Annotated in this window: 27 protein-coding genes and 2 pseudogenes; 22 read left to right on the forward strand and 7 right to left on the reverse strand. The window is 38.6% G+C overall.

Annotated elements, in window-relative coordinates; all coding sequences use genetic code 11:
- Positions 1-6 precede the first annotated feature (6 nt).
- From AB4X21_RS05550 to pezT, 6 genes are all read left to right on the forward strand, one after another.
- Positions 7-981 carry a nucleoid-associated protein gene (locus AB4X21_RS05550; RefSeq protein ID WP_023918106.1) on the forward strand — a complete coding sequence of 325 codons (975 nt, stop codon included), beginning with the start codon at positions 7-9 and terminating at the stop codon, positions 979-981.
- Complete coding sequence (locus tag AB4X21_RS05555; protein WP_369087600.1) at positions 981-1583, forward strand: lysozyme family protein; 603 nt, start codon at positions 981-983, stop codon at positions 1581-1583. The genes AB4X21_RS05550 and AB4X21_RS05555 overlap by 1 nt, the downstream gene beginning before the upstream one ends.
- Positions 1584-1744: 161 nt before the next feature.
- A complete protein-coding gene (locus tag AB4X21_RS05560; RefSeq protein ID WP_155171830.1) occupies positions 1745-2590 on the forward strand; it encodes an alpha/beta hydrolase in 846 nt (281 codons plus the stop codon).
- Between the two features lie 167 nt (positions 2591-2757).
- Complete coding sequence (locus tag AB4X21_RS05565; RefSeq protein ID WP_369087601.1) at positions 2758-3768, forward strand: DUF1002 domain-containing protein; 1011 nt, start codon at positions 2758-2760, stop codon at positions 3766-3768.
- 256 nt (positions 3769-4024) lie between these two features.
- Positions 4025-4501: a type II toxin-antitoxin system antitoxin PezA gene (pezA, locus tag AB4X21_RS05570; RefSeq protein WP_369087602.1), complete on the forward strand. Its 477-nt coding sequence runs from the start codon at positions 4025-4027 to the stop codon at positions 4499-4501.
- Positions 4501-5268: a type II toxin-antitoxin system toxin PezT gene (gene pezT, locus AB4X21_RS05575; protein ID WP_369087603.1), complete on the forward strand. Its 768-nt coding sequence runs from the start codon at positions 4501-4503 to the stop codon at positions 5266-5268. The genes pezA and pezT overlap by 1 nt, the downstream gene beginning before the upstream one ends.
- 173 nt (positions 5269-5441) lie before the next feature.
- On the opposite strand, the gene AB4X21_RS05580 is transcribed toward pezT, so the two are convergent.
- The 3 genes from AB4X21_RS05580 to AB4X21_RS05590 all read right to left on the reverse strand — a co-directional run bounded on the left by AB4X21_RS05580 (position 5442) and on the right by AB4X21_RS05590 (position 6147).
- A complete protein-coding gene (locus AB4X21_RS05580; RefSeq protein WP_155126886.1) occupies positions 5442-5669 on the reverse strand; it encodes a 16S rRNA processing protein RimM in 228 nt (75 codons plus the stop codon).
- Between the two features lie 55 nt (positions 5670-5724).
- Positions 5725-5907, reverse strand: a complete 183-nt coding sequence (locus AB4X21_RS05585; protein ID WP_369087604.1) for a 4-hydroxy-3-methylbut-2-enyl diphosphate reductase — start codon at positions 5905-5907, stop codon at positions 5725-5727.
- A 63-nt stretch (positions 5908-5970) separates the two neighbouring features.
- Positions 5971-6147, reverse strand: a complete 177-nt coding sequence (locus AB4X21_RS05590) for a hypothetical protein (protein WP_369087605.1) — start codon at positions 6145-6147, stop codon at positions 5971-5973.
- 687 nt (positions 6148-6834) lie between these two features.
- On the opposite strand from AB4X21_RS05590, the pseudogene AB4X21_RS05595 reads away from it, so the two are divergent.
- The 3 genes and pseudogenes from AB4X21_RS05595 to AB4X21_RS05605 all read left to right on the forward strand — a co-directional run.
- Positions 6835-7173: pseudogene (locus AB4X21_RS05595) on the forward strand (tyrosine-type recombinase/integrase); the annotation flags it as partial.
- A gap of 175 nt (positions 7174-7348) precedes the next feature.
- A complete protein-coding gene (locus tag AB4X21_RS05600; RefSeq protein WP_369087606.1) occupies positions 7349-8914 on the forward strand; it encodes a hypothetical protein in 1566 nt (521 codons plus the stop codon).
- A gap of 66 nt (positions 8915-8980) precedes the next feature.
- The gene (locus tag AB4X21_RS05605) at positions 8981-9160 is read left to right on the forward strand and encodes a hypothetical protein (RefSeq protein WP_369087607.1); all 180 of its coding nucleotides are present in this window, start codon (positions 8981-8983) and stop codon (positions 9158-9160) included.
- Between the two features lie 82 nt (positions 9161-9242).
- Here AB4X21_RS05605 and guaA read toward each other — a convergent pair whose 3' ends face one another.
- Complete coding sequence (guaA, locus tag AB4X21_RS05610; protein WP_369087608.1) at positions 9243-10808, reverse strand: glutamine-hydrolyzing GMP synthase; 1566 nt, start codon at positions 10806-10808, stop codon at positions 9243-9245.
- A 128-nt stretch (positions 10809-10936) separates the two neighbouring features.
- On the opposite strand from guaA, the gene AB4X21_RS05615 reads away from it, so the two are divergent.
- The 11 genes from AB4X21_RS05615 (at position 10937) to AB4X21_RS05665 (ending at position 21251) form a co-directional block, all read left to right on the forward strand.
- Complete coding sequence (locus AB4X21_RS05615) at positions 10937-11635, forward strand: GntR family transcriptional regulator (RefSeq protein ID WP_369087609.1); 699 nt, start codon at positions 10937-10939, stop codon at positions 11633-11635.
- Between the two features lie 231 nt (positions 11636-11866).
- Complete coding sequence (locus tag AB4X21_RS05620) at positions 11867-13144, forward strand: glycosyltransferase (protein ID WP_369087610.1); 1278 nt, start codon at positions 11867-11869, stop codon at positions 13142-13144.
- Entirely contained in the window at positions 13141-14118 is a 978-nt protein-coding gene (locus AB4X21_RS05625) for an NAD-dependent epimerase/dehydratase family protein (RefSeq protein ID WP_369087611.1), read from the forward strand. The genes AB4X21_RS05620 and AB4X21_RS05625 overlap by 4 nt, the downstream gene beginning before the upstream one ends.
- A complete protein-coding gene (locus AB4X21_RS05630) occupies positions 14093-14920 on the forward strand; it encodes an MBL fold metallo-hydrolase (protein WP_369087612.1) in 828 nt (275 codons plus the stop codon). The genes AB4X21_RS05625 and AB4X21_RS05630 overlap by 26 nt, the downstream gene beginning before the upstream one ends.
- On the forward strand, positions 14886-16151 hold the full coding sequence (locus AB4X21_RS05635; protein WP_369087613.1) for a F390 synthetase-related protein: 1266 nt from the start codon (positions 14886-14888) through the stop codon (positions 16149-16151). Before AB4X21_RS05630 ends, AB4X21_RS05635 begins: the two co-directional genes overlap by 35 nt.
- A 12-nt stretch (positions 16152-16163) precedes the next feature.
- On the forward strand, positions 16164-17108 hold the full coding sequence (locus tag AB4X21_RS05640; protein ID WP_369087614.1) for a 3-oxoacyl-[acyl-carrier-protein] synthase III C-terminal domain-containing protein: 945 nt from the start codon (positions 16164-16166) through the stop codon (positions 17106-17108).
- A gap of 80 nt (positions 17109-17188) precedes the next feature.
- Complete coding sequence (locus tag AB4X21_RS05645) at positions 17189-17521, forward strand: putative DNA-binding protein (RefSeq protein WP_369087615.1); 333 nt, start codon at positions 17189-17191, stop codon at positions 17519-17521.
- A gap of 2 nt (positions 17522-17523) precedes the next feature.
- On the forward strand, positions 17524-17739 hold the full coding sequence (locus AB4X21_RS05650; RefSeq protein WP_037606554.1) for a hypothetical protein: 216 nt from the start codon (positions 17524-17526) through the stop codon (positions 17737-17739).
- A gap of 17 nt (positions 17740-17756) precedes the next feature.
- Positions 17757-19328 carry a signal recognition particle protein gene (gene ffh / locus AB4X21_RS05655; RefSeq protein ID WP_009731038.1) on the forward strand — a complete coding sequence of 524 codons (1572 nt, stop codon included), beginning with the start codon at positions 17757-17759 and terminating at the stop codon, positions 19326-19328.
- Between the two features lie 66 nt (positions 19329-19394).
- Positions 19395-20162 carry an alpha/beta hydrolase gene (locus AB4X21_RS05660; RefSeq protein WP_369087616.1) on the forward strand — a complete coding sequence of 256 codons (768 nt, stop codon included), beginning with the start codon at positions 19395-19397 and terminating at the stop codon, positions 20160-20162.
- A 105-nt stretch (positions 20163-20267) separates the two neighbouring features.
- The gene (locus AB4X21_RS05665; protein ID WP_369087617.1) at positions 20268-21251 is read left to right on the forward strand and encodes an acetylxylan esterase; all 984 of its coding nucleotides are present in this window, start codon (positions 20268-20270) and stop codon (positions 21249-21251) included.
- A gap of 348 nt (positions 21252-21599) precedes the next feature.
- On the opposite strand, the pseudogene AB4X21_RS05670 reads toward AB4X21_RS05665, so the two are convergent.
- Both AB4X21_RS05670 and AB4X21_RS05675 read right to left on the reverse strand, forming a co-directional pair.
- Positions 21600-22219 (reverse strand): annotated as a pseudogene (locus AB4X21_RS05670) (IS982 family transposase); the annotation flags it as partial.
- Positions 22220-22695: 476 nt separating this feature from the next.
- Positions 22696-23709, reverse strand: a complete 1014-nt coding sequence (locus AB4X21_RS05675; RefSeq protein ID WP_369087618.1) for a hypothetical protein — start codon at positions 23707-23709, stop codon at positions 22696-22698.
- Positions 23710-23862: 153 nt separating this feature from the next.
- Here AB4X21_RS05675 and AB4X21_RS05680 point away from each other — a divergent pair, with 153 nt between their 5' ends.
- Entirely contained in the window at positions 23863-24087 is a 225-nt protein-coding gene (locus AB4X21_RS05680) for a zinc-ribbon domain-containing protein (RefSeq protein ID WP_369088370.1), read from the forward strand.
- A 338-nt stretch (positions 24088-24425) separates the two neighbouring features.
- Positions 24426-25496 carry a tyrosine recombinase XerS gene (xerS, locus tag AB4X21_RS05685; RefSeq protein WP_049483475.1) on the forward strand — a complete coding sequence of 357 codons (1071 nt, stop codon included), beginning with the start codon at positions 24426-24428 and terminating at the stop codon, positions 25494-25496.
- 85 nt (positions 25497-25581) lie between these two features.
- On the opposite strand, the gene AB4X21_RS05690 is transcribed toward xerS, so the two are convergent.
- Entirely contained in the window at positions 25582-26223 is a 642-nt protein-coding gene (locus AB4X21_RS05690) for a hypothetical protein (RefSeq protein ID WP_342987085.1), read from the reverse strand.
- Positions 26224-26246 lie beyond the last annotated feature (23 nt).

The raw sequence follows: 26246 nt of genomic DNA on the forward strand, positions 1-26246 counted from the left end.
CATCTTATGGATATTTACGTAAAAAAAGCCATCATTCATCAATTTAGTCCAGACGATACCGATCTCTATCTAGCAGATAAATTTCTCAATATCACGCCTAAAATCGAAGAATACTTGCGTAAGAAGATTGAACGGGTCTACTCCGATGAAGCCAGGACCGGTATTTTCGAAGAGGACAATCCTTTTCTTGAGATGATTTCAGATGACCTATTAGAAACTTCAGTCGCAGTAGCCAATCGCTGGAAGGAAGAATTTGTCGTCTCTGAGAATCAAAAGACCAACGATTTGGTGTTCATTCAATTCTCAAAAGAAGGGGTGGACCATTTTGCCTTTCTTCGAATCGCCTTACGAGAAACCCTGACGCATCTTGGCGGTGAAGTGGACAATCCGATCAAGCTAACGCAAAATAATCTACCTGGTTTTGGAACTGGTGCAGATGAAGCTTTGGTCATCAATCTTCAAAGTCGCAAATACCACTTGATTGAAAAACGAATCAAGTACAATGGGACGTTCTTGAACTATTTTTCTGAGAATCTGTTGCAGGCGCAACCCAAGATCTCTCCTAAAAAATCGATCAAGGCACTGGAAAAAACAGCCCAAAAGATTGCGGAAAGCTTTAACACAGATGATTTTCAATTTCAATCAAAGGTTAAATCAGCTATTTTTAACCATATTGAGGAAGAAAATAAACTCTCTCCTGAGAAATTAGCGGATGATCTCTTCGATGATAATCTGACAGCTCGCCTCAGTTTCATTGACCAAGTTAAAGAAGCTGTACCAGAGCCTGTCACCTTTGAAGAAATTGATGCAAGTCGCCAGTTGAAGAAGTTCGAAAATCAGAAATTGTCATTGTCAAATGGAATTGAACTGATCGTTCCGAATAATGTCTATGAAGATGCAGAATCTGTTGAATTTATTCTAAACGAGAACGGGACCTATTCTATTTTGATCAAAAATATTGAGGATATACAGAGTAAATAATGATTAAACGTATAGTGAAGATCTTCTTATTCATCTTACTAATATTTGGAATCTACAAGGGGGTTCAGATCCACCATGATGTCAAACAAGTCATGCAGTACCGCTCCCTGGTTAGAGAAGTCCTTGCTGAAGAGGACACCACGGCCAATGAAAATCTCATTCTTGCTATGATCTATACGGAGACCAAAGGCCGTGAGGACGATGTCATGCAGGCGAGTGAGAGTGCAAGTGGAGAGACCAATACTATTAGTGATAATAAGGCCAGCATTCGCCAAGGAATTCAAACTCTTTCAGATGAGTTAAAAGAAGCCAAGAAAAAAGGCGTTGATGGCTGGACTGCGGTTCAAGCCTATAATTTCGGTAAAGACTACATCGATTACGTCGCAAAACACGGTGGAACAAATTCCCTAGAGTTGGCCCGCGCTTATTCACGGGATGTAGTAGCGCCAAGTCTTGGCAATGTAACCGGTGAAACTTATCTTTACCTCCACCCTATCTCTCTTTTAAACGGGATGGAACTCTACATTAATGGGGGCAATATTTATTATTCCCGTTTAGTAGAAACCAATATGACGATTATGAAGTTATTTTCATGGTTTTAATCAATCAATTCAGAGGTCAGACAAGTAGTCCGGCCTCTTATCTTTCTCCTTAGTCGTACGATCTTTTGTGTATTTTGGGTCTTTCATTCTCAATATTTTGAAATCATTGAATAGCTATGATAAAATACTAGTTAGTTTTAAATTATCTTGAGGAGTTCCTATTGAACAAAAAATCATTCTACGGACTGCTTTTGGGGTTGATTCTCCTATGTATCGCATTTTTTGGGAAGTATCAACAAAAAACGCAGCTGGACCACACGAATTACCTACAAAGTAGTCGTCCTACCTTATTTTTTCATGGTTATGGATCGAGTGCCAATGCAGAAAAACACATGACAGATGCGGCAAAAAAAGCAGGGGTGACACAAACCGTCATCACTGCAAACGTGGCTGATGATGGGCAGGTAAGGCTGACAGGGACCATTCCAAAAGGCGCAGTCAATCCAATAATCAAAGTGGAATACCAAAACAATCGCACGCCAGATCCAAAAGTCATCAGCAATTATGCCTATCAGGTGGTCAAAAAGCTTCAAGAGACCTATCATTTTAAAGAGATGAACCTTGTCGCTCATTCTATGGGAAATATGTCTGTCTTATATTATCTTCTGGAACATGGAAGTGATGAGAATTTACCAAAAATTATCAAGCAGGTCGCCATTGCAAACCATGTTGCTGGAATCGAAGGGATGAACCTACCCCAGGGGTTGACTCTAGATACGCAAACTGGTAAACCCTCCGCAATGAATGAGCAGTACCAGCATCTTTTAGCTCTTCGGGAAGTCTATCCTGAAAATCAAATCGATGTGCTGAATATCTATGGTGATATCGGTGGAGAGACGGATGGATCGGTTCTCAATGTTTCTTCGAAAGCCCTTCGTTACTTAGTAGCAGAGCGCGCAAAAAGCTACCGTGAAGAAAAGATTGATGGCAAAGGTGCCCAGCACAGCCAACTTCATGAAAATCCAATAGTAGATAAGCTGTTGATCCAGTTTCTTTGGGGAAAATAAAAATGTCATGCATTCTTAAAAAAACTGTAAGCTAGTTTTAAGAAATCAACTGTATAATGAAAATCGAAGTGGGTAAACTATTTATTTACTTCTTTTTTCATCTCTAGTGAGGTGAGAAAGGTAATATGAGATGCCCAGAGTTGATTTGAATTAGAAAGAAGAAAAAGATGAAATTAAAGAAGATTGCATTGTTTGTAACGACGACTTTGGCTTTGTTTACAGCTGTCCCACGTGTTTCTGCAGATAGCAATGTGCAGAAAGTCATTGATGAAACCTATGTCAAGCCAGACTATGTTTTGGGCTATTCGCTGGACCAAAGTCAAATCGAACAAACCTTGAGTCTCTTGAACTACGATGGTTCAAAAGATAAAGAGGAATGGAAGACCATGACACCAGAGGTTTATTCTTCGATTATGAACGTTGCCAACGATGATAGTTTGGAACTTTATTCCTCTGTTAAAATTCAAAAATTAGGTAAGAATAAGCCACTAGAAGTCAATATCGTGACACCTCAAAACATCACCAAGGTCACTGCAGATATGTATCGTAATGCAGCCGTTACACTTGGATTAGAGCATGCTCAAATTACAGTAGCTTCCCCTATCCAAGTGACCGGAGAAAGTGCCTTAGCCGGGATCTATTACTCGCTTGAAAAAAATGGTGCCAAAGTTTCTCAAGAAAGCAAAGATCTGGCCCAAGAAGAGTTAACGACTCTATCCGGGATCAATGAAGAGAACGCGGGAAAGAAAAACTTCGATGCGGATAAGTTAAACGTCGCATTGACCGACATTAAAACAGCAGTAGCCAATGCCAAACAGAACAATCAGGATTTAAGCAAAGATGATATTCGAAAGATCGTCGAAGAAACCCTGAAAAATTATAAGCTGGATACAACTGTCACAGGTAATCAGATCAATTTGATCGTGAATTTCGCTGTGAATCTTTCAAAGAGTAGCGTTATCAGTAGCAAAAGCTTTACTAAAACCTTGTCGGATCTGAAAGATAGTATCGTAGACAAGGCAGGCGATACTTTTAATAATATCAATCTCAATTTTGATACAAATGCTATTCTAAAAGACAGTGGAAACTTCTTCACAAATGCGTGGAATGCCATTGCCGGCTTCTTCGGAGCCATCTGGAATGCCATTGTCAAATTCTTTAGTGGTTTAGTTGGCTAAAAATAGCAGGAAAGCACTCTTGACAAGAAGTCAGAGTGCTTTCGTGTGTTTAATGATTCTTATATTTTATAAGACATTTTTAGGATTGCTAAAAGTGATTTTCATATCTTTATCCTTTAACTTTTTTTGATGATTGGTTTGCCAACAATGTAACAGATGAATTATTTCATTCAGCTAGAGCTGGATAAAAACGCACCATTTTTGGTGCGTTTTTATTTTTTGTGCTATAATAGAAATAAATAAAAGGAGGAGTTACATGATTGGAGAAAATATAAAAACGTTACGTAAAACACATAAATTAACCCAGCCTGAGTTTGCAAAGATTGTTGGTATCTCTCGAAATAGCCTGAGTCGTTATGAAAATGGGACAAGTTCAGTTTCGACAGAATTAATCGATCGTATCTGCAAAAAATTTAATGTTTCCTATATCGATATTGTAGGGGAGGAAAAAATGCTCACACCAGTAGAAGATTATCAGTTAACTCTGAAAATTGAAGTGATTAAAGAACGAGGGGCGAATATCTTAGCGCAACTTTATCGTTTTCAAGATGAACAAGGAATTGCATTTGACGATACTTCTAATCCTTGGGTTCTAATGAGCGACGATCTTTCTGATTTGATTAACACGAAGATTTATCTTGTTGCAACTTTTGAGGATGTAGAGCGATATAATGGCTATTTGGATGGCATTGAACGTATGCTAGAACAAGCTGGTCATCTAGTGGTGGCTTAATGAAACTAGAAGAATTTAGTCAAGATGATTTTGAACGAGCATCCAAACGACTCGTTCGTTCTTTAACTCGTGGGAAAACAACCTCATCTCAGCCTAAAGCTATTTTGCTCGGTGGACAGAGTGGTGCTGGTAAGACAACGATTCATCGTGTGAAACAAAGGGAATTTCAAGGCAATATCATTATTATTGATGGGGATAGTTATCGCTCTTTTCATCCGAACTACCTTGGCCTACAGGAAAAGTATGGCAAAGATAGTGTGGATTATACCAAAGTGTTTGCGGGAAAAATGGTTGAATATCTCGTAGATGAATTGAGTAAACAAGGTTATCATTTGTTAATCGAGGGTACCTTGAGAACAACAGAAGTTCCTAGAAAAACGGCCCAATTATTGGAAACTAGAGGATATAAAGTCTTACTTGCACTGATTGCGACCAAGCCAGAATTGTCCTATCTCAGTACCTTGATACGTTATGAAGAGCTCTATGCTATAGACCCTAGTCAAGCTAGAGGGACTCCCAAAGAGCACCATGATGGAATTGTAGAACATTTAGTTGATAACTTACGAGAGTTAGAAAATGACAAAATTTTTAATCAAATTCAAATTTATCAAAGAGATCAATCGTGTGTTTATGATTCGCAAGTAGATCAAATCTCAGCAGCAGAAGTTCTACACGAATGCCTATTTGGAAAATGGAGTAAGGTGGAGGAAGAGATGTTGAAGTTGGGACAGGAACGGTTGAGAGAGTTGGGGAAAATTGATAAGTGACGAATTAAAAGGTGTATAAAAACAGGCCTAAGCCTGCTCTGTTTTTTGACCTGTTTTCTACCAAAGTTCATTTTATAAAAAAGTAGAGAAAACATAAAGGGTAACTAAAAGGTTAATTAAAGTGATGTGTTTAATAAACAAGTAAATAGCATCTGTTATAGGTGCTTTTTATTTTAATAATACTGTACTTCAATACCATCCATAATATTTATTAAAGTATTACCACCAATTTTTAAAGAAATCAGATCATTGAATGACGATACCTGGTATTCTTTATCTCCAATAACCACTACAATATCATGAATAGAATTAATGAAAATCCCACAAGCTTGACCATTATAATCAAAAGAGGCATCCCAACCATTATCGTATAACGCTTGTAAATCATCTAATATTGCCATATAAATCTAAATCCTTTTCCATAGTGTTTTTGCAGGTGAAAGTGCCTAGAATGTACTAAGCACTGATAATTTTGATTTCCTTAATAATGTTCTCAGGATATGAGTGGTCACCTATAACGATTTCATCAGAACCATCTAAATCATAGCCGTCAAACCAATCAACAACCTTGCCAGTGATGGAGGTACCATCTTCTAAAACAAGGCGCACTTTTTTGTCTACATATTCCCATAGTCTCAATGTGTTCCTCCTTTTCAATGTTTAGATTGTATAAACGCCTAGAATGCACTAAGCGCTAATTGTTTACAAAGCTAGACCTCTTTTCTTGAGTTCAGCCATGATAGCCTCCTCATCTTCTTTGGAAAATGTGGTAAACCTCAAATGTGATAGCTCTTCGTCAGTCATTTCAGAAGGGATTATGGGAGCAGGTTTTTTAAGATTCCAGCTGTTTACTTGTTTTAACGCTTCTTCCAAATTCATAGACTTTACTCCTCTCTTAAATGCATTTCTAAAATAATGATACCTTCGTTCTAGTTTTTTACTTTACAGTCAGTGTTCTCCTTAATTATACCATAACTGGCTCTTACTTTATTTTCACAATATTCTTGTACTTAAATGTTTTTTAGGTTATAATTAAGTTAATAAATAGAGGCTTTCCATCTCCCCTTGAAACAGATTATTCTGCGGTAGGAGGTGGGACACCTCTATTTGTTTTTTAAGTCAAAATGAGTTATAATTGAATTAATAAAGGAACTGGTTTGGCACCCAATGACCTATTTTAGGTCGGCGCCTAAGTCAGTTCCTTTTGCTGTTTCGACTACCCAAAAGGGTATACCCTTAATTCTTGCGTCGATTAATTATTTAGACTATAATTAAGTTAAGGTAAAGGTGGTCTAACGCCCATGAAGCAGCTTGCTGTGGAGGCGGTGGGTCACCTTTACTTGATTTTAAAATCAAGAAGATGTATAATTAAGTCACGAAAGAAGTGTGGTTTTCCCGCCCAAAAAGCTTTATAGCTGTAGGAGAGTCATGCTTCTTTTTTGCCTCACAAAAGCCCTCAAATTTGTTTCTAAGGGCTTTTAGTTTTTTCATTACCTTTGTAAAACCTTAGTATTTTTAAATTCAAAACCTTATACTAATCGTATACTTTTTTACATAAGTATAAATCAATTTGTATTTTCCATAGCAGATTGTCCATTGGTAAAATCAACTCTTAAACGTGTTCTAAAATATCATAGTAATTACGCAAAAATAAAATCAATAAGAATCCACGATTTAAGACACTCTCATGTTAGCTTTATGCTCTCACTGGGAATGAATGATTTAGAAATGCAAAATCGTCTAGGACATGCTGATATTAAGACCACACTTGGAACGTACTCTCATTTAAGACCAAATGCAATGAAAGAAGTAGCTACTAGAATGACTGGGAAAGTAGTGGTAAGTGATAATAATATCAGAAAGAGTAAATTTAATGGGAATCAGCATAGAATTAAATTGCGGTAAATAGATAAGTGAATCTTATTTCTCTAACTAATAATATAACAGTAAATGAATTGATTTTACTGTTATTTTAATTTACAATTATAATAGGTCAAATTTGCAGTTTTTGTTTAGAAGTATATCTAATACAAAACGTAAAACTATGTAATATTGTATTAAGTTATTGGAGGATGCATTGATGCCAAGAGAAAGAGTGACTGTTTACGATTTATTGATTTCTTGCCCCGGAGATGTTAATGATTATCTTGAGTTAATTAAAGAAGCTGTTGATAACTTTAATAAACTTTATGGTAGTTTGAATAATATACAAGTATCAGTCAAGCATTGGTCAACGGATAGTTTTCCTGAGTCGGGTGATAAACCACAGGAATTATTAAATAAGCAAATTGTTAGGGACTGTGATGCAGCTGTTGCTATATTTTGGACAAGATTTGGTACTGCAACAGATAGGTATGGTTCTGGAACGGAAGAAGAAATTGAGGAGATGTTATTAGCAAAAAAACAAGTTTTTATGTATTTTCTAGATATTCCTATAACTCCTTCAGAAATAAATGAGGAGCAATTTACTGCCGTAAAAAATTTCAAAGAAAGATATAAGGATAGAGGAATATTTTTTACAGTTAAGGACAAAAGTGAATTTAAACGACTGTTTACAAATCACTTAACATTATATTTTTTAAATTTAGTTGACAAGAAAGAAACTTTTCAAAATGAACAATTAAAACCTCTTTTAACGATAAGAGATAAGAATACATCTTCCGACGAATGTTCTGTTCCTATAAAATTTAATTTACTAAAGTCAGAATTTTTAAATGAAAACTACAAGAAAATTATTGACTATATTGAAGAATTAAATAAAACTGTTATTTCTGAGGTTACAACTAAAGTAGATAATAATACTAAAAAGTTGACTCTTTCTATAAATGAAGAAGATAACGTTAATCTTCTTTCTAAAATAGCTGATGATGTGACTATTAGTGATGATTTTAAAAAACTCATAAACGACTTTGCTATCAAAGAGGAAATCAAACTACATGAGAAATTCTGGTGTTTAGGAAATTTGAAAAAAAATAAACTTCAAATGCCAACGCCTTTCGGAAAAAGTGCGACTTCGTATATTGGAACCGATGAAGAAAGGAACCGATTTTCTTTATTAAAAGAATTATACTGGGAAATAGTGTCGTTCAATGAATACACGGAATATTTTACATTCATGGATAACATTGAATATATAGAGTTAATGGTTTCTAATATAGGTAAGTCATATGATGAAGATATTGATATTAAACTAATTGTACCTAAAGGTTGTCTTTTAAAACATGATGACCTATTATATCCAGGGGAAAATATAATAGAGAAAGTACAGGAAATTAAAATAGAAGAAATACTATTTGAAATTAGTGAAACTGATTCGGTTTGTGCATATGATTATCCTCAGCAACCCTCTTTCCGGTCAGCAGAAATAAATGTTTCTCCACTTCTAACATATACTAGAACATTTAGTTATGAAGACCAAAAAGAATATTATAAAGATTCATTAAACGATATATTTATATACAGATATTTTGATAAACCAGAATCTGATATTTTAAGGTTTGATATTAAGTACTTAAAACATAACACTTCAATGGCATTTCCTTCTAAACTATTATTTAAAAATGTTCCTAGAACAATTGAATATGAAATAACATCGAAGTTTACACCAGATATGGTGAAAGGAAAAATAAATCTAAAATCCGAGTAATTTGCAAAAAAAGTAGGAAGTTTTATAATAAATATATAAATAAGAACATGATTTTATGAGGTTGATATGAATCAGAACAAAGAGTTAAGTTGTGAATTTGAGTATAAAAATGATTTATACCGAGTTTACGAATTAGATGAAGATGATAGTGATTATATCAGAATTGTTAGAGAATCAAAGAAGGGTATGTATAAAGAGAGTACTGAAACTGTTAAAAAGATTTTAGATTTAGATATTGAAAAATAGTTTTTGGTGCTAAATTGGTGCTATAAAGAAAAAAAAAACGCTGAAATCATTGATTTCAAGCGTTTTTTTTGAATAACTTACTCTACTCCCACTCAACAGTTGCAGGTGGTTTACTTGTAATATCATAGACGATGCGGTTGACGTGGTCAACTTCGTTTACGATACGAACTGAGATTTTTTGGAGTACTTCCCATGGAATCTTAGCAAAGTCAGCTGTCATTCCGTCGATAGAAGTGATGGCACGGATAGCGATGGTATAGTCATAAGTACGACCGTCACCCATAACACCTACGGAACGAACGCCTGTGTTAACAGTGAAGTATTGCCAGATATCGCGGTCAAGACCAGCTTTGGCGATTTCTTCACGGAGGATAGCGTCTGATTCACGAACGGTTTCGAGTTTTTCTTCAGTGATTTCTCCCATAACACGGATGGCAAGACCTGGTCCTGGGAATGGTTGGCGCCATACGATGTGGTCTGGCATACCAAGCTCTGTACCAAGGGCACGAACTTCATCTTTATAAAGAGTGTTCAGTGGCTCGATCAGTTCAAACTGGATATCTTCTGGAAGTCCACCCACATTGTGGTGAGACTTGATGGTTTGAGCAGTATCCGTACCAGACTCGATCACGTCAGTGTAGAGAGTTCCTTGTGCCAAGAATTTCACATCTTTGAGTTTACTTGCTTCATCATCAAAGACATAAACAAATTCATTACCGATGATCTTCCGTTTTTTCTCAGGATCAGATACACCAGCTAACTTATCAAGGAAACGTTTTGCAGCATCTGCTTTGACGATGTTCAAACCAAACTTGCCACCAAGCATATCCATCACTTGATCGGCTTCGCCTTTACGAAGAAGACCGTGGTCTACAAAGATACAGATCAATTGATCGCCGATGGCTTTTTGAAGGAGAACCCCAACAACAGAAGAGTCAACACCACCTGAAAGACCAAGAAGGACACGTTTGTCTCCGACAGTTTCACGGATTTTTTTGATCTGCATGTCAATGAAGTTGTCCATGGTCCAGTCACCTTTAGCCCCACAGATGTTCAAGGCAAAGTTACGCAAGATGTCATAACCGTGAACAGAGTGACGAACCTCAGGGTGGAATTGGATTCCGTAGATTTTCTTGTCTGGATTTTCAATCGATGCAAATGGACAGTCAGCGGAAGTACCAGTGCGGATAAAGTCAGACGGAATTTCTGTAACAGCATCTCCGTGGCTCATCAAGACCAATTGTTTGTCTGGTGTGCCGGCAAAAAGAGCAGAAGATTCTGTCAAAGTCAGTTCAGATTGACCATATTCGCGGTTACCAGCATCACCTGCAGGAACGACCTTCCCACCCAATTTATGGGTCAACAATTGCATCCCGTAACAGATTCCAAGGATTGGAATACCGAGTTCAAAAATTTCAGGATCGATATCAAAAGAACCTTCCTCGTATACAGAGTTTGGTCCACCTGAAAGAACGATCCCAACTGGATTGATTGCACGAACTTCATCAGCAGAAATCTTATGGCTCTTCAACTCTGAGAAGACACCAATTTCACGAATACGCCGTGAAATAAGCTGATTGTACTGGCTACCGTAGTCAAGCACGATGATTTTTTCAACATCATGCAAATCAGTTGATAGGTTTGTCATCTTATCCCCTTCTTAAAGAAATTTACTTTTCTCTATTCTAACACAAAAGCCTTGTCTTTACCAATCTCTGATTGAAGAATTAGGAATTTTACGCTACAATAGAGATAACATAGAGAAAGAGCAAAGTTATGATTCCAGCTTACATTCAAATTCATGATCAGATTAAGTCTGAGATTGATCAAAAAATATGGAAAATCGGGGAACGTCTTCCCAGCGAACGCGATCTAGCTGAGAAATTTCAGGTGAGTAGGATGACGCTGAGGCAGGCTATTACCCTTCTGGTTGAAGAAGGAGTGCTTGAAAGACGAGTAGGAAGTGGTACCTTTATCACCAGCACGCGCGTCCAAGAAAAAATGCGGGGCACAACCAGTTTTACAGAAATTATGAAATCGCAAGGCAAGAAACCTTCTAGCCAAGTGATTTCTTATCGGAAAACCATTCCTAGCCTCCAAGAAGTGGACAAATTGGGCATCGATAAGACAGAGACCATCATTCGGATGGAACGGGTCCGGTATGCTGACGGGATCCCTGTTGTTTATGAAGTGGCCTCTATTCCACAGAAATTTATTAAGAATTTCAATCGCGAAGAGGTTACCAGCCATTTCTTCCAAACCTTGGAGCGTCATGGCTATAAGATTGGAAAGTCGCACCAGACCATCTATGCGCGATTGGCCAAAGATAAGATTGCGGACTATTTACAGATTTCAAAAGGACAAGCTATTTTAGGTCTGACACAGGTTTCCTATTTTGAAGATGGGACGGCTTTTGAGTATGTAAAAAGTCAGTATGTCGGCGAGCGGTTCGAATTTTATTTGGAAAATAACTAAGCTCGCAAATTGTAAAAATAGAAAACTCTTCAAATGTTTGAGAGACTCAATCTCTTTGGCATTTGGGAGCTTTTTTAGGTTGAAGTCATTCTTTCTAAATAGTGATAGTAAAGGCAACATTGAAAAATTTAAAAAAAAATTTTATTTTTTCTTCAATTTTTGATTTTTTTTACGAATTAATAGATAGAAGCAGGTTTTAAAGCTTAATAAGAGATATAAGGCAGGAAAAAAATGAAAAAAATTAAAATCGATGTGGTAGCTGTTCCTTTGAGTGGGCATCTGTACCCAACTTTAAATCTCGTTAAACCCTTGTTAGATGATCCTTCGATGGAGATTCGGGTTTTCACAGGACCTCAGAAAAAGGCCGTTGCAGAAAGTCTCGGCTTCACGGTCGTTCCAATTCTAGAGGACAAAGTAGAAGAGTTTGAACGTGCGGCGAATAACGATAAGAAACACAATCTCTTTTCAGCTTATCGGCAATTGTCCAAGAGTCTTGATTTGATTAATCATGTATCGGATCAATTGCTAGAGGAGTGGCGCGTCAATCGTCCGGATATTGTCATTGCTGATTTTATCACTCTATCAGCTGGCTTTGTAGCAGAAGAGTTAGAAATCCCTTGGATCACCACCATGGCAACCCAATTTGCAATCGAAACTCCTTATGGCCCTCCTTGCTTCTTCGGAGGGATGGGAATCGCGCGCACGAAGAAGGAAGAGAAGATCCAAGCACTATGTCGTAAACTGACGCGTATTGGGAAATACTGCGTGGCTTTCCTCTTACGAAAACGCTTAAAACGTTACAATTTCAAGTTGTACAATCAAAATGGAGTAGAGTCTATTTACTCTCCTTATGCCATCTTTGGAATTGGTATGATGGAGCTAGAGTTGAAGACACATTTCCCTCATCAATATGCTTGGATGGGCCCTTTAGGAACCTCTCTTGAAAAAGCAGAAGATTATCCTTTAGATCTCAGTCCTTACGAGGACAAGACGAAGGTCCTCGTGACTTGTGGAACCCAGTTGCCTTGGGCAAAAGAGAACTTGCTAGAGCAAACTAAGCAGTTGGCCAAAGAGCATCCAGAATGTCACTTTTTTGTCACTCTAGGAGATGGGGCAAAGGAATTCTCTGAAGAAGAAGTAGCACCAAATGTGACGGTCGTCTCTTATCTGCCCTACAAAGAATACATTCCACAGATGGACTATGTTATTCACCATGGAGGAGCTGGAATCTTTTATCAGTGTATCGAATTTAAGAAACCAGCCTTGATCTTACCACATGATTATGACCAATTTGACTATGCGATTCGAGGAGTAGAAGCAGGAATTGCTTTTCAAGCACATCGCAATCGCACCGAAGAGATTCAAGCAAGTTTCAATGCCCTATTAGAAAAAGAATCTTGGGAAAAGTTAGAAAGACTAAACAAACTTTTAAAAACCTACAAGCCGTTGGATACCTTGGAGTTTGAGATTCAACGATTATTAAGACGTGGAACGGATGGGAAACTATGAAAATTCTTGTAACAGGTGCGACTGGCTTCCTTGGAAAATATGTGATCGATGAGTTGTTGGCTCACGATTATACCATTGTAGCCTTTGGCCGAAACGAAAAAATTGGCAAGGCTCTGGAAAGTGAGCGCGTCCAATTTATCAAAGGGGATTTGAGCTCTATTGAGGAATTAAGACAAGCCTTTCAGTCTGTTGATGCTGTGGTTCATGCAGGAGCTTTATCCACTGCCTGGGGACCTTGGAAGGCCTTCTATCAGGCTAATGTAGTTGGTACTCAAAATGTCCTTGATTTGTGCCGTGAATATGCGGTAAAACGCTTGGTTTATGTCTCTTCTCCTAGTATTTATGCGGCTGGAAAAGACCAATTAAACATCAAGGAAAGCGATGCTCCAACAGAAAATCACCTCAACAATTACATCCGAAGTAAATTGGCGTCTGAAAAACTATTTCCCGACTATCCAGATGTGCCAAGTATCATCTTGCGTCCTAGAGGATTATTTGGTGTGGGGGATACCAGCATTTTGCCTCGTGTCTTACGCCTCAGTCGAAAAATTGGAATTCCTTTGATTCGAGGGGGAGAGCAGCTCATGGATATGACCTGTGTGGAAAATGTTGCCTTGGCCATTCGCTTGGCTTTGGAAGCAAAAGAAGCACACGGACAAGTATATAATATTACAAATGGGGAACCAAAGACCTTTAAGTATTTGATCGAAACCACACTAAAGGGATTGGGAGAGCCGATTCGCTATCGGAAACTTCCAGCGGGTCTAGTAGCAGGTGCGGCCTATAGCCTTGAAGGGGTGTATCGATTCTTTCATCTGAAAGCTGAACCCCCATTGACTCGCTATACCTATTATCTCCTTCGATATAGCCAAACCCTCGATATTCAAAAGGCCCAAACCGAACTTGGCTACTATCCAAAAATGACCATTGAAGAAGGGATTGACAACTATGTCCAACATGATCAAGCACATTGATTATTTTCCAGCAGGCTATTGTAGCAGTCATTCTGGTCTCTTATTTAAAGGGATTCCGAATGAAAAAATGCAATTCCCAGCAGGTGTCTTTTTGATTCACCATCGTGAAAAAGGCTATATTTTGTACGATACCGGTTATCACTACGAGATTAAGAAAAAAGCTCGATATTTCTGGTACCGTCTAGCCACCCCAATGCAGATGAAAAAAGAAGACCAGATCGATTATTTATTGCGAGAGCGCGGAATTAATCCAGCAGAAATTACTTATGTGATTCTTTCGCATTTACACCCTGACCATCTCGGCGGAGCAGCACTTTTCCCAAATGCTCATTTCTTTGTCACCCAGGAAGTCTATGAGGTGTACCAAAAACCGAAATTAAAAGATCTGATTTTTAAAGAGTTTTTGCCAGCTGATTTCAAAGATCGGGTGACTTGTCTCAAAGCAGATCAAAGGCATCCTACTTTCCCCTATCGCCCAACTGCGGATCTTTTTGGTGATGGGAGCATTCTTGTATCATCTATCGATGGGCATGCGAGAGGGCAAGGTTGTCTTTATTTGGATGAGCTCAAACTCTTCATCGGAGCAGATCTTTCTTGGGGAGTAGACCTCTTGCCTTTCACACGGCAAATGCGTCTCATTCCTTCCTTGGTTCAGGATGATAAGAAGGCTTATTTAAAAGGAGCTGATTTGCTGGAAACACTCTTGCAAGATGGCATTCAAGTTGTGGTCAGCCACGACCCGCAAGATCGGATTGAAAGGATTTTAAATGAAAAAAACAGTCTTTCTGAAAACCTTTATTGAAACCAGATGGTGCCATCGATTCCGTTCAAAGGAGGCCTTGAAGCGATACCAAGATAAGCAATTAGCACGCTACCATGCTTTTATCACCTCTCAATCTCCCTATTTCCAGACTCATTCTCCCGAATCCTTTGGAACCATGGATAAAACCTTCATGATGACACATTTCAATGAACTCAATACCCTGGGAGTGGATCGAGATCAGGCTTTAGAGATGGCAATTCGCGGAGAACAGACGCGAGATTTTACTGAGATGAATGGAGAAGTAGCAGTAGGCTTATCTTCTGGGACTTCTGGTCACCGAGGAGTTTTTGTCACCACAGAAAAAGAAAGAAGTATGTGGGCTGCAGCAATTCTAGCCAAGATGCTACCGAAAGGAAACCTGTTTGGTCATCGCATTGCCTTTTTCTTACGAGCGGATAACGAACTCTATCAAACCATTAATTCAGGCCTTATCCGTTTGGAATATTTTGATATTTTCAAGGATAGCAAGGAGCATTTAGAGCGTCTCAAAGATTATCAACCAACCATTGTGGTCGCACCAGCTTCCACCTTGATTGAGTTGTCTAACTTTGTCAGCAATCATCAACTTGCGATCCAACCCGTCAAGGTTGTTTCTGTCGCAGAGATCCTAGAAGATCGAGATGCTCAGACAATCGCCAAAGCCTTTCAACTAGACAAGGTTGATCAGGTCTACCAAGCGACAGAGGGATTTTTAGCTTGTACCTGTTCAGAAGGCAATCTACATCTCAACGAAGATATTTTGTATGTCGAAAAAGAGTATCTAGATGATAGCCGCTTTTATCCGATTATTACGGATTTCAAACGGACCAGTCAACCGATCTATCGCTATCGCCTCAATGATATTTTGGTGGAAGATAAGTCTCCTTGTCCTTGTGGTTCCGTCTTTACTCGAATCGCAAAGATCGAAGGACGATCGGATGATATCTTCTATTTCAAAAAAGAAGATGGCAGTACCCAAATGATCTATCCGGATTTTATTCGACGGTGCATTCTCTTTGTCGAAAATATTCAGGACTATCAAGTAACTCAGTTGGCAGATGGATCCATTACCATTGCCTTGAGTCACCGGACAGAGTCTATGGAGCAAGCAATCTTTGCTCAATTTGAACTCTTAGCTCAGCAAAAACAATTCATTCTCCCAAGTATTCAATTTATCGATTTCCAATGGGACCCATCACGTAAATTAAAACGTGTTCAACGACTTCAATAAAAGGAGAATCCTATGACTACTGTAAAAAGACATTTGCAAATTAAAGGCTATGGAACAGCGCTTCCAGCTCATACCGTAACTTTCAAAGACCAGACTCGTTACCGCGTGAAAGAAGGAGAAGAAACACAGATTGATCTAGCAGCGCGTGCGATTGAAGCGGCTTTAAACCATGCGGGGCTTGAAATGGCAGACATCGACTGCCTCGTTTCGGCTAGTGCAGTTGGTGTTCAGCCCATTCCTTGTACAGCAGCTCTGATCCATGAGCGCGTGGCCAAGGGACTGACGATTCCTGCTATGGATATCAACACCACCTGTACCAGTTTTGTATCAGCTTTAAGTACCGTTTCTTATCTGATTGAAGGTGGAGAATACCAACGGGTTCTGATTGTATCCAGTGAAGTAGGAAGCCTAGGGCTTAATCCCAAACAAAAAGAAAGCTTTGAACTGTTTAGCGATGGCGCTGCAGCCTTTATCTTTGAAGCAACAAAGGAAAACAAAGGAATCATTGCCAGCATGCAACGTACCTGGTCTGAGGGAGCCCATGATACTGAAATTCGTGGTGGTTTGACAGCTTATCATCCGAAATTGTACTCTGAAGCATCCAAGACTGATTTCATGTTTGATATGAAAGGGAAGAAGATTCTTTTGCTTTCTGCCCGTGTTATTCCAGAAATGTTCCAAGAATTCCAAGAGAAATCAGGCATTTCTAAAGATGCTGTAGACTATATTATTCCTCACCAAGCAAGCCGTGCCTTACCACTCGTCATGGACAAATTGGGCGTTGGCAAAGACAAGTACCTCAATATTGTCAGTGATTATGGTAATATGGTTTCGGTAGCCGTGCCTTTCGGCCTAGCCTATGCACTGGATCATGGCTATGTGAAGGAAGGAGATACCATCTTTTTGATGGGAACTGCAGCAGGGATGACGGTCAATATGTTGGCACTGAAACTCTAATGATAGATACTCTTATTTCAAGCTCAAAAAGCATCAAGTCCCGCTAGTCTTTAGCGGGCTTTTTTGATATAATGAAAGGTATGGAAATTGAGAAAACCAACCGAATGAATGCGCTCTTTGAGTTTTATGCAGCGCTCTTGACGGACAAGCAGATGAACTACATCGAGCTCTATTACGCAGATGACTACAGCTTGGCTGAGATTGCAGAAGAGTTTGGAGTGAGCCGTCAAGCGGTCTATGACAATATTAAACGTACAGAAAAGATTTTGGAAGATTACGAAATGAAACTCCATATGTATTCCGATTACATTGTACGCAGCCAGATTTTTGATCATATTTTAGAACGCTATCCGGAAGATACTTTTCTACAAGAGCAGGTTGAAATTTTATCAAGCATTGACAATCGGGAGTGATTATGGGCAGTCTCGTCATTTATCAAGGAATACCTTGCAAACTATTAGTCGCAGAGGAAGTATTTCCTACTCGACTACAGATTATCTCGCCCAATGATATCTCCAAAGCTATGCAAATAGGTTTTAGCTGTTGGGGATATCCAAATGAAATCATGAAAGAAGTCACACCCGAAGAACTAGAATGTTTGCAACATTTCGGACGATTTCCACTGAATTGAAAAAATAGGAGAAAATAATGGCATTTGAAAGTTTAACCGAACGTTTACAAAACGTCTTTAAAAATCTTCGTAAGAAAGGGAAAATCTCTGAAGCGGATGTCCAAGAGGCAACCAAAGAGATTCGTCTTGCCCTCTTAGAGGCCGACGTTGCCCTTCCTGTTGTAAAAGACTTCATCAAACGGGTCCGCGAACGGGCTGTAGGTCATGAAGTCATCGAAACCCTCAACCCTGCCCAACAAATCGTCAAGATTGTCGATGAAGAATTGACAGCGATTTTGGGTTCAGAAACAGCAGACATTATCAAATCTCCAAAGATTCCAACCATTATCATGATGGTCGGTCTTCAAGGGGCTGGTAAAACAACCTTTGCGGGTAAATTGGCCAACAAATTGGTCAAGGAAGAGAATGCACGTCCTTTAATGATTGCGGCCGATATCTATCGTCCAGCAGCCATCGACCAGTTGAAGACCCTTGGTCAACAGATCAATGTCCCTGTCTTCTCACTTGGTACAGAAGTCCCTGCAGTAGAGATCGTTCGCCAAGGTTTGGAGCAGGCAAGAGCCAATCACAATGACTATGTCTTGATCGATACGGCTGGTCGTCTGCAAATCGATGAAAAACTCATGGGCGAGTTGCGAGATGTTAAAGCCCTTGCCGAGCCAAACGAAATCCTCTTGGTTGTCGATGCCATGATTGGTCAAGAAGCGGCCAATGTAGCGCGTGAGTTTAACGAACAACTCGAAGTAACTGGGGTCATCTTGACCAAGATCGATGGGGATACTCGTGGTGGTGCGGCCCTTTCTGTCCGTCAGATTACTGGGAAGCCAATCAAATTCACTGGTACTGGTGAAAAAATCACCGATATCGAAACCTTCCACCCAGACCGTATGTCTGGTCGGATCCTCGGTATGGGGGATATGCTGACGCTGATCGAGAAGGCTTCTCAAGAATACGATGAGAAACGCTCCCTTGAACTCGCTGAAAAAATGCGGGAAAATACCTTCGATTTCAATGACTTCATCGATCAATTAGACCAAGTTCAAAACATGGGACCAATGGAAGACCTGCTCAAGATGCTTCCAGGGATGGCCAATAACCCTGCCATGAAGAACCTCAAGGTCGATGAACGAGAAATTGCTCGCAAACGTGCGATCGTATCATCCATGACCCCAGCTGAACGGGAAAATCCAGATCTCTTGAACCCTAGCCGTCGTCGTCGGATTGCTGCTGGATCAGGAAACAGCTTTGTCGAAGTCAACAAATTCATCAAGGACTTTAACCAAGCCAAACAGATGATGCAAGGTGTCCTCTCTGGCGATATGAACAAGATGATGAAACAAATGGGTCTCAATCCAAATAATATGCCGAAGAATATGCCTGGTGGAATGCCTGATATGTCTGCCCTCGAAGGTATGATGGGACAAGGTGGCATGCCTGACTTGTCAGCTCTTGGTGGAGGCGCTGGAATGCCTGATATGAGCCAAATGTTTGGTGGTGGTCTCAAAGGAAAAGCCGGTGAATTCATGATGAAACGTGCGATGAACAAGATGGCCAAACAAATGCGCAAAAATAAGAAAAAACGGAAATAATCCTTTCTAATAAGGGCCTGGAACATACTGTTCTGGGTTCTTTTAGAAACTACTACTAGAGGAAAAATGTTAAAAAAACTATTTCAACAAGTCATTCGTTTCTTTGCAAGATTGTTTTCTTCCCACAGCAAGTCCTTTGAATTCCCAAAAGGGTCGAAGAAACCTCCGATCAGACCGATCATCTTTGTACCTGGAAGTTCAGCTAGTATCCAGCGCTTCAATGGAACCATTCGCATGCTCCATCGCTTTTCTAGAAAAAAGCAAAGTCTTTTAAAAATAAAAGTTAACAAAGATGATTCTATAGAGATGGAGGGAAGACTGAATACGAAAGAGCCGAATCCGATGATTGTGATTGGCTTCGAGAACAATCGAGACGGCTACAGCAATATCAAGCAGCAAATCGAATCCCTTAAGATTGCTCTAACCTATCTTCTTGATCACTATTATTTTACAGAGTTCAAGGCAGTTGGGCACTCCAATGGTGGACTAGTTTTGACTGGTTTATTGGAAAGTGGCTTTTTAGAAAAGAAAAAACTGACCGTAAGGAAGCTCGCTATTATTGGTAGTCCTTACCAATTTAATCAAGAAATGTATGACGATTTTCAAAAATGGAAGCATCGATTAGATAAAGAAGTAGAGGTCCTTAACTTTGTCGGTAGCTTTGCTGGAAAATCAGACGGAATCGTCCCCCTTTCTAGTGCTCAAGCAGCACAATCTATTTTTGAGAAACAAGCCTATACAGAAGTAAATTTAAAAGGACGCAAGGCTCATCATTCAGCTTTACCCACTAATCCAGATCTAGTGAAACAATTAAGTCTATTTTTGAATCTATAAGTAAATTACATAATTTCGGTTATGTAATTTTTATTTGTCTCTTGCAATCCTTAAGTAAATATGGTACATTTTTGGTAGCGATTACACATACCTAAGGAGGATTGTATGAAAGATCCTAAATTATTAGAGACAATAAAAAAATACAAGGGACGAGATGACGTTCCTGATGATTTTGATAGCTTTTGGAATCAAGCTCTAGCAAAGATGACTCAGCTGCCTGAATACAAGCTTGAAGAACGAGATTTCAGCATTCCAAATGTTCAATGTTATGAATTAACCTTTAAAGGAACACGAGATGGACTTGTTTATTCAAGAATGATCCTTCCAAAAACGGATCAAAAGGTTCCAGTTATTTTCCATTTTCATGGCTATATGGGACGTTGTTGGGATTGGGCTGATATGTTAGCTTATACAGTAGCCGGCTATGGTGTTGTGTCTATGGACGTGAGAGGGCAGTCAGGCTATTCAACCGACGGAGATCGCTCACCACTTGGAAATACGGTTAAAGGACAGATTATCCGCGGAGCTGTGGAAGGTCCAGATGAGCTCTTTTATAAGGATGTCTACTTAGATCTTTACCAGTTAATTGAAATTGTAGCCAGCCTCCCTCAAGTTGACGACAGCAAACTTGCTAGCTATGGAGCCTCTCAAGGAGGTGCCCTAGCTCTTGTGGCTGCTGGATTGAATCCCCGAATCCAACGAACGGTAGCCATTTATCCATTCTTATCGGATTTCAGACGGGTATTAGAGATTGGAAATACTAGCGAGGCCTATGACGAGCTTTTCCGTTATTTCAAGTTCCATGATCCATTCCATGAAACGGAAGATTGTTTGATGCAGACTTTGGCCTATATTGATGTGAAAAATTTTGCCCATCGCATCAAAGGACAGGTTCACATGATTACAGGTCTAGATGATGATGTCTGTTATCCAGAAACGCAGTTTGCCATTTATAATCGATTAGAATGTCCAAAAGAGCATTTAATCATGCCAGAATATGCTCACGAAGCCATGAATGTTCAAGTCAATGATCGAGTCTATAATTGGCTCTGTGGTAGCAAGATTCCATTTCGATATGTAGAAAAATAAGTTACAGAAAAAAATAATCAGTAGATCCATGTGATTTGCTGATTTTATTGTGTTTAAAAGAAAACTAAAAGTTTATGTACAATTGACTTAACGTGAGCTAAACTATTGATACAACTGAATTAGAAGCATAAAGTACATTCTTTAAGGAGTGTACTTTATTTTTATTTTGTACATTATTTTGAAGTGTTATTTTGTATATTTTCTAGTTCATAACATCATCTGATTTAAGGAATTGATTTGTACATTTTTACTCTAATAGGTGCAGAAGAAGTAGTGGTTCAATTGTACATTTTTTGCTACTCATTTAAGGTCTTATTGATAGTAAGATACAGATTTTTACTCGTGGTGCTAGTTAATCTCAAAGTATCTCAGATTATAAGTCAGTACAATTTGCTCCATTCTCAACTGCAATCCTGTTAAGCCTCTAGCTAGTGTTTGTTCGACATCAAAAGAAGCACAAAGTTCTGAAAATCGAGTTTCAATAGACTGTCTCATAGCCATTAGTTTCCAATGATTATGTTGTTTAGCTCTTGCCATATTTTGACGTAAAGGAGTCCAAAGATGGTAACCTTTCTGTGAGTTCATAGCTAAGATAAGCTAAATCAGCTAAAACATAGGGTTGAGAACAATTTTCTAGTAAAGTCATCAACTGCCCTAATATCATGTACTGAGGCAGGCGTTACAACATAATTCAGAATATAACCTGATAGGGTGACCAGCATATGTACTTTGAATCCATAGACCCAAAGGTGCATAGAGGAATTGTAACCAATGTCGGCTAGTTCATTAAAAACATGTTCTCTATGGTTACGGACTGGTCGACAACGTGATAAGGGGAAACTATCTATGATGACAATGTTATTGGGAGAAATTTGAGTATTTATGGCTTGCCGAATAATTTGGACTAACCAAATCAACTGTCTTGACCGTCGATTAAACCGACTTCTTTCAAGGAGACACCCACAAGGATTCTTGTTTAGAAGCACCGAATCATCAAGAAGGAGCATCCTGAGGTTCCAGCATTTGAAGAATTTGACGAGCTACTTGAAGCAATCAAAAAATCCCTTTAAAGGGATTTTTTTATACCTATAATTCCTTGTGCAAAATAGTCGTATATATCAAAATCAGAGTCACGTTACCTACTATTAGGCCGAAAGTCGCAAGTATTGTCTTTGATGTACCTGGCTTAAAATCTGCACTAATCAAATATGGCCAAAAGCATATCATTTGGAAAACGGCTATTAACACGCATACATACATAGGTAGGAAAGTTTGTCCAAAGAAAGCGTGTCGTCTCTAACCAGTGCCCCCAAGAAGGTATAATTATTTTGCTTATAGTGAAAAGTATGCATATAAGGTGGACCACTAGAAGATAAATAGCATACTTTGTCTTGCTCAGTACTTTTTTCTTTTTCATTTTATCTAACTATCCTTGCAAATTCTTCTATCGCTCAGCTGCAATATTAGAACTAAACTTAAAATTAACTATATCATTATTCGAATCAAGGTCTAAATTCATAAAATAATGATTCCAAAAGAATTCATTGTTACCTGCTCCCCACTGCACACCATAATGACCCAAATATTCATCTCTTGGCTCGCTTGGAGTCAGCCATATTTTTTCCCCAAATACTTTCCTGAACCCGTTTTCGTCAAGCTTCTTTAGCAAATCTATACCATCTATATTATATGAAATTCCATATTTTTTAGCAGCAGCTGTGCATTCAGAATCGAAGCAAACCTGAGTAACTACACAGTCCTTCAGTTCCGTATTCTTCCTCTTATCTCCGTAAACACCTATACATCCGAGAACTACATTCTTCTTTACAAAAAGATAGGTAGATCGCGTAACTGCTGAGTCATATGACTTAAAGCCGTTTGGTACGCTAACACCCGATCCTTGGTATTTAGTATAGCTTCCCGTTGTCAAAAGCTCATTATAATTAGGATAATCATGTCTACCATTTGACACATAGATTTCAAACCCCTGGTCTATCAAATCTGAAATCTTAGTCTCTGTAAGATGAATTTCAGTTCCGTCAATTTTAAGTGGAGGTGCGTTATCAGGTAGACCTATAATTATATATACAAACATCAAAAACACGAATACCATAAGCACTGCAACGATACATATCCAAGATTTCCCGGTTCTCCTTCGTGCATTGAAAAGAGCCATTATAGAAGGCGTGATTATAGCAGCACCAATTGGCGCCGCCCCATGACGGAACATGCCCATGACCTTAAAGGCAATTACAGCGCTAATTAGTATTAAAACTATGTGCACTGCATACTCTCCTAAGCTTAGCTTACTCGTCCTAGTCTGATTATTTGCTGGGGCATCGTACACTGGAACACCGTTCTCAAAGGTGTTCTTCATTCTAAAACGCAGCCAAAACAATATTCCAATGAACACAAATGCCAAGAACATTAGCATTCCAATAAAAACTAATCTTTCCATCTAAAACCTTTTCTCTGACATAATTATTATCCATCAAAATTTATACCTAGTCTACCACATTTTGAAATTGTTTTACAATATTTACACACTTGTGCACGAATCAAAAAGTTTTAAAAAGGATTTAACAACTTGGCAACAACTCAACAAAGTCTAATGAATGAGTGGGATTATCTAAATAACTTCTTGATAGCAAGCCCAAATGAAATTACAGAGTTGAGTAATATGTCTGTATGGTGGATATGTCAGGAAAACCCAGATCATCGTTATAAAATTCAAGTTAAAGAAAGAATGGCGTACAGAAAACGAAATAAAAGGGCGTGTTCCATTTGCAAAGATTTAAGAAGAAAACAGGAGCATTTTGTTAGATTAAAGATGTAATAGAATATTGAAATCAAACAAGCTAAAAACAACTCTAAAGATCATTAAATTGATATTGGAGTGTTTTTATATTGTCAAAATGTACAATTGAAAAATTTTTAGTTTTCACTTAAATAAAGTACATTTTATAGAAGGTGGATAGCTTTAAAAATTTCCAGTGTTCATTTAAATAAAGTACATAATTGAGTGTAATTGGCTTAAAAAAATTTTTTGGTTACATCTAGGATACAAAACAGGACTATATAAACCCTATAACATCTTTCCGAAAAACTATAATTTTCTTGAAAAATACATCTGGCTATGTTATACTACTAGTATAGAAAGATTTGGAGAAAAAGATGAAACGCGAGATCTTATTAGAACGGATTGATAAACTCAAACAAGTCATGCCCTGGTATGTATTGGAATATTATCAATCGAAACTGGCCGTTCCCTACAGTTTTACGACCTTGTACGAATACTTAAAGGAATACGATCGATTTTTCACCTGGGTTTTGGAATCTGGGATATCGGATGCTGACACCATAGCCGAGATCCCTTTAGACGTTCTGGAGCACATGACCAAGAAAGACATGGAATCCTTCATTCTTTACTTACGTGAACGTCCTCTGCTCAATGCCAATACAACGAAAAACGGAGTTTCCCAAACAACCATTAACCGTACCCTTTCTGCACTGTCCAGTCTCTATAAGTATTTGACTGAGGAAGTTGAAAATGAGCAAGGGGAACCTTATTTCTACCGTAATGTCATGAAGAAGGTTGCTACCAAGAAAAAGAAAGAAACCTTGGCAGCCCGGGCTGAAAATATCAAACAAAAGCTCTTTTTAGGGGATGAAACAGAAGGTTTTCTTAACTATATCGACCAGGAGTACCCTCAAACACTCTCAAATCGCGCCTTATCCTCCTTTAATAAGAACAAAGAGCGAGATTTAGCCATTATCGCACTCCTTCTCGCCTCTGGCGTCCGTCTCTCTGAAGCAGTTAACCTTGATCTTAGAGATCTTAACCTCAAAATGATGGTGATTGATGTTACTCGTAAAGGTGGGAAACGCGATTCGGTAAATGTAGCCGCCTTTGCTAAGCCTTATCTGGAGCAATATCTTGCTATTCGAGACAAACGTTATAAGACAGAAAAGACTGATACAGCTCTCTTTCTGACCTTGTATCGAGGTGTTCCAAACCGAATTGATGCTTCTAGTGTTGAAAAAATGGTGGCCAAGTATTCAGAAGACTTCAAAGTCCGCGTGACACCCCATAAACTTCGCCATACATTAGCAACGCGTCTCTATGATGCAACCAAATCACAGGTTTTGGTCAGCCACCAGCTGGGACATGCCAGCACACAAGTTACCGACTTATATACCCATATTGTCAATGACGAACAAAAGAATGCCTTGGATAGTTTATAATATTACATAACCGAAATTATGTAATATTATTTAGAGTTCAAAAGAGCGTTAGATTTTTTGAGTATCTAACGCTCTTTTATTTTTTCTATAAAAATTCGATCCAATAATTACGGTGTGGCTCAATAATAACTGGCTTTCCCCAAAATGATTTTAGATAGGCCAGGTTTGCAGGGGTGACAGGTCTTTTTTCACCATTATACTTTTCTGCACTTCCTTCCGTTAAAAAGCATTTCACTGCTTCATATGGTGTTCCGTCACTTGCTATTCGATCAATACCCATATAAGCAATTTCATCACCTGCTTTTGGAAAATCTGTAAATAGTTTACCAATAAAATAAACCGTCTTATCTTTCATTAATTCATAAGCCTTACTATTTTCCAGTCTGTTATTCGCTGCAGCGTACATAATACAAAAACTATCCACGATATCTTTCAAAGGCATTAATTCTTCTTTGCTAACGATAATTTCGTCAGGAGCAAGACCTCCAATGATTAAGTTTTCATAATGAGGTTGCTGGATGACGTTATCTAAAGCCATTCCTAATGGTAGTTGGACAGCTTGATAGCCTAATGGTTCTAGCTCCTGCTTTTTCTGGTCAACATGTTCTTGTGTAATACTGACATACAAATCATAAGGACTTGAAGATTGTTGCTTTCTAAAAAAAGCCACTACTATACGATCTAACTGTTCAAATAGACCAAGATTTTCCACTGGAACTTTCATCATCGAATATGATCCCCTTTTTTGTT

This window comes from Streptococcus sp. CP1998 (genome assembly GCF_041026655.1).
GTDB classification, from domain to species: Bacteria; Bacillota; Bacilli; order Lactobacillales; family Streptococcaceae; genus Streptococcus; species Streptococcus dentalis.

Bases quoted from the DNA above. Each gene is read 5' to 3' on its own strand.
- AB4X21_RS05550 (WP_023918106.1), top strand. From the start codon at position 7: ATGGATATTTACGTAAAAAAAGCCATCATTCATCAATTTAGTCCAGAC.
- AB4X21_RS05555 (WP_369087600.1), top strand. From the start codon at position 981: ATGATTAAACGTATAGTGAAGATCTTCTTATTCATCTTACTAATATTT.
- AB4X21_RS05565 (WP_369087601.1), top strand. From the start codon at position 2,758: ATGAAATTAAAGAAGATTGCATTGTTTGTAACGACGACTTTGGCTTTG.
- pezA (WP_369087602.1), top strand. From the start codon at position 4,025: ATGATTGGAGAAAATATAAAAACGTTACGTAAAACACATAAATTAACC.
- pezT (WP_369087603.1), top strand. From the start codon at position 4,501: ATGAAACTAGAAGAATTTAGTCAAGATGATTTTGAACGAGCATCCAAA.
- AB4X21_RS05580 (WP_155126886.1), bottom strand. From the start codon at position 5,669: ATGGCAATATTAGATGATTTACAAGCGTTATACGATAATGGTTGGGAT.
- AB4X21_RS05590 (WP_369087605.1), bottom strand. From the start codon at position 6,147: ATGAATTTGGAAGAAGCGTTAAAACAAGTAAACAGCTGGAATCTTAAA.
- AB4X21_RS05600 (WP_369087606.1), top strand. From the start codon at position 7,349: ATGCCAAGAGAAAGAGTGACTGTTTACGATTTATTGATTTCTTGCCCC.
- AB4X21_RS05605 (WP_369087607.1), top strand. From the start codon at position 8,981: ATGAATCAGAACAAAGAGTTAAGTTGTGAATTTGAGTATAAAAATGAT.
- guaA (WP_369087608.1), bottom strand. From the start codon at position 10,808: ATGACAAACCTATCAACTGATTTGCATGATGTTGAAAAAATCATCGTG.
- AB4X21_RS05615 (WP_369087609.1), top strand. From the start codon at position 10,937: ATGATTCCAGCTTACATTCAAATTCATGATCAGATTAAGTCTGAGATT.
- AB4X21_RS05620 (WP_369087610.1), top strand. From the start codon at position 11,867: ATGAAAAAAATTAAAATCGATGTGGTAGCTGTTCCTTTGAGTGGGCAT.
- AB4X21_RS05625 (WP_369087611.1), top strand. From the start codon at position 13,141: ATGAAAATTCTTGTAACAGGTGCGACTGGCTTCCTTGGAAAATATGTG.
- AB4X21_RS05630 (WP_369087612.1), top strand. From the start codon at position 14,093: ATGTCCAACATGATCAAGCACATTGATTATTTTCCAGCAGGCTATTGT.
- AB4X21_RS05635 (WP_369087613.1), top strand. From the start codon at position 14,886: ATGAAAAAAACAGTCTTTCTGAAAACCTTTATTGAAACCAGATGGTGC.
- AB4X21_RS05640 (WP_369087614.1), top strand. From the start codon at position 16,164: ATGACTACTGTAAAAAGACATTTGCAAATTAAAGGCTATGGAACAGCG.
- AB4X21_RS05645 (WP_369087615.1), top strand. From the start codon at position 17,189: ATGGAAATTGAGAAAACCAACCGAATGAATGCGCTCTTTGAGTTTTAT.
- AB4X21_RS05650 (WP_037606554.1), top strand. From the start codon at position 17,524: ATGGGCAGTCTCGTCATTTATCAAGGAATACCTTGCAAACTATTAGTC.
- ffh (WP_009731038.1), top strand. From the start codon at position 17,757: ATGGCATTTGAAAGTTTAACCGAACGTTTACAAAACGTCTTTAAAAAT.
- AB4X21_RS05660 (WP_369087616.1), top strand. From the start codon at position 19,395: ATGTTAAAAAAACTATTTCAACAAGTCATTCGTTTCTTTGCAAGATTG.
- AB4X21_RS05665 (WP_369087617.1), top strand. From the start codon at position 20,268: ATGAAAGATCCTAAATTATTAGAGACAATAAAAAAATACAAGGGACGA.
- AB4X21_RS05675 (WP_369087618.1), bottom strand. From the start codon at position 23,709: ATGGAAAGATTAGTTTTTATTGGAATGCTAATGTTCTTGGCATTTGTG.
- AB4X21_RS05680 (WP_369088370.1), top strand. From the start codon at position 23,863: ATGAATGAGTGGGATTATCTAAATAACTTCTTGATAGCAAGCCCAAAT.
- xerS (WP_049483475.1), top strand. From the start codon at position 24,426: ATGAAACGCGAGATCTTATTAGAACGGATTGATAAACTCAAACAAGTC.
- AB4X21_RS05690 (WP_342987085.1), bottom strand. From the start codon at position 26,223: ATGATGAAAGTTCCAGTGGAAAATCTTGGTCTATTTGAACAGTTAGAT.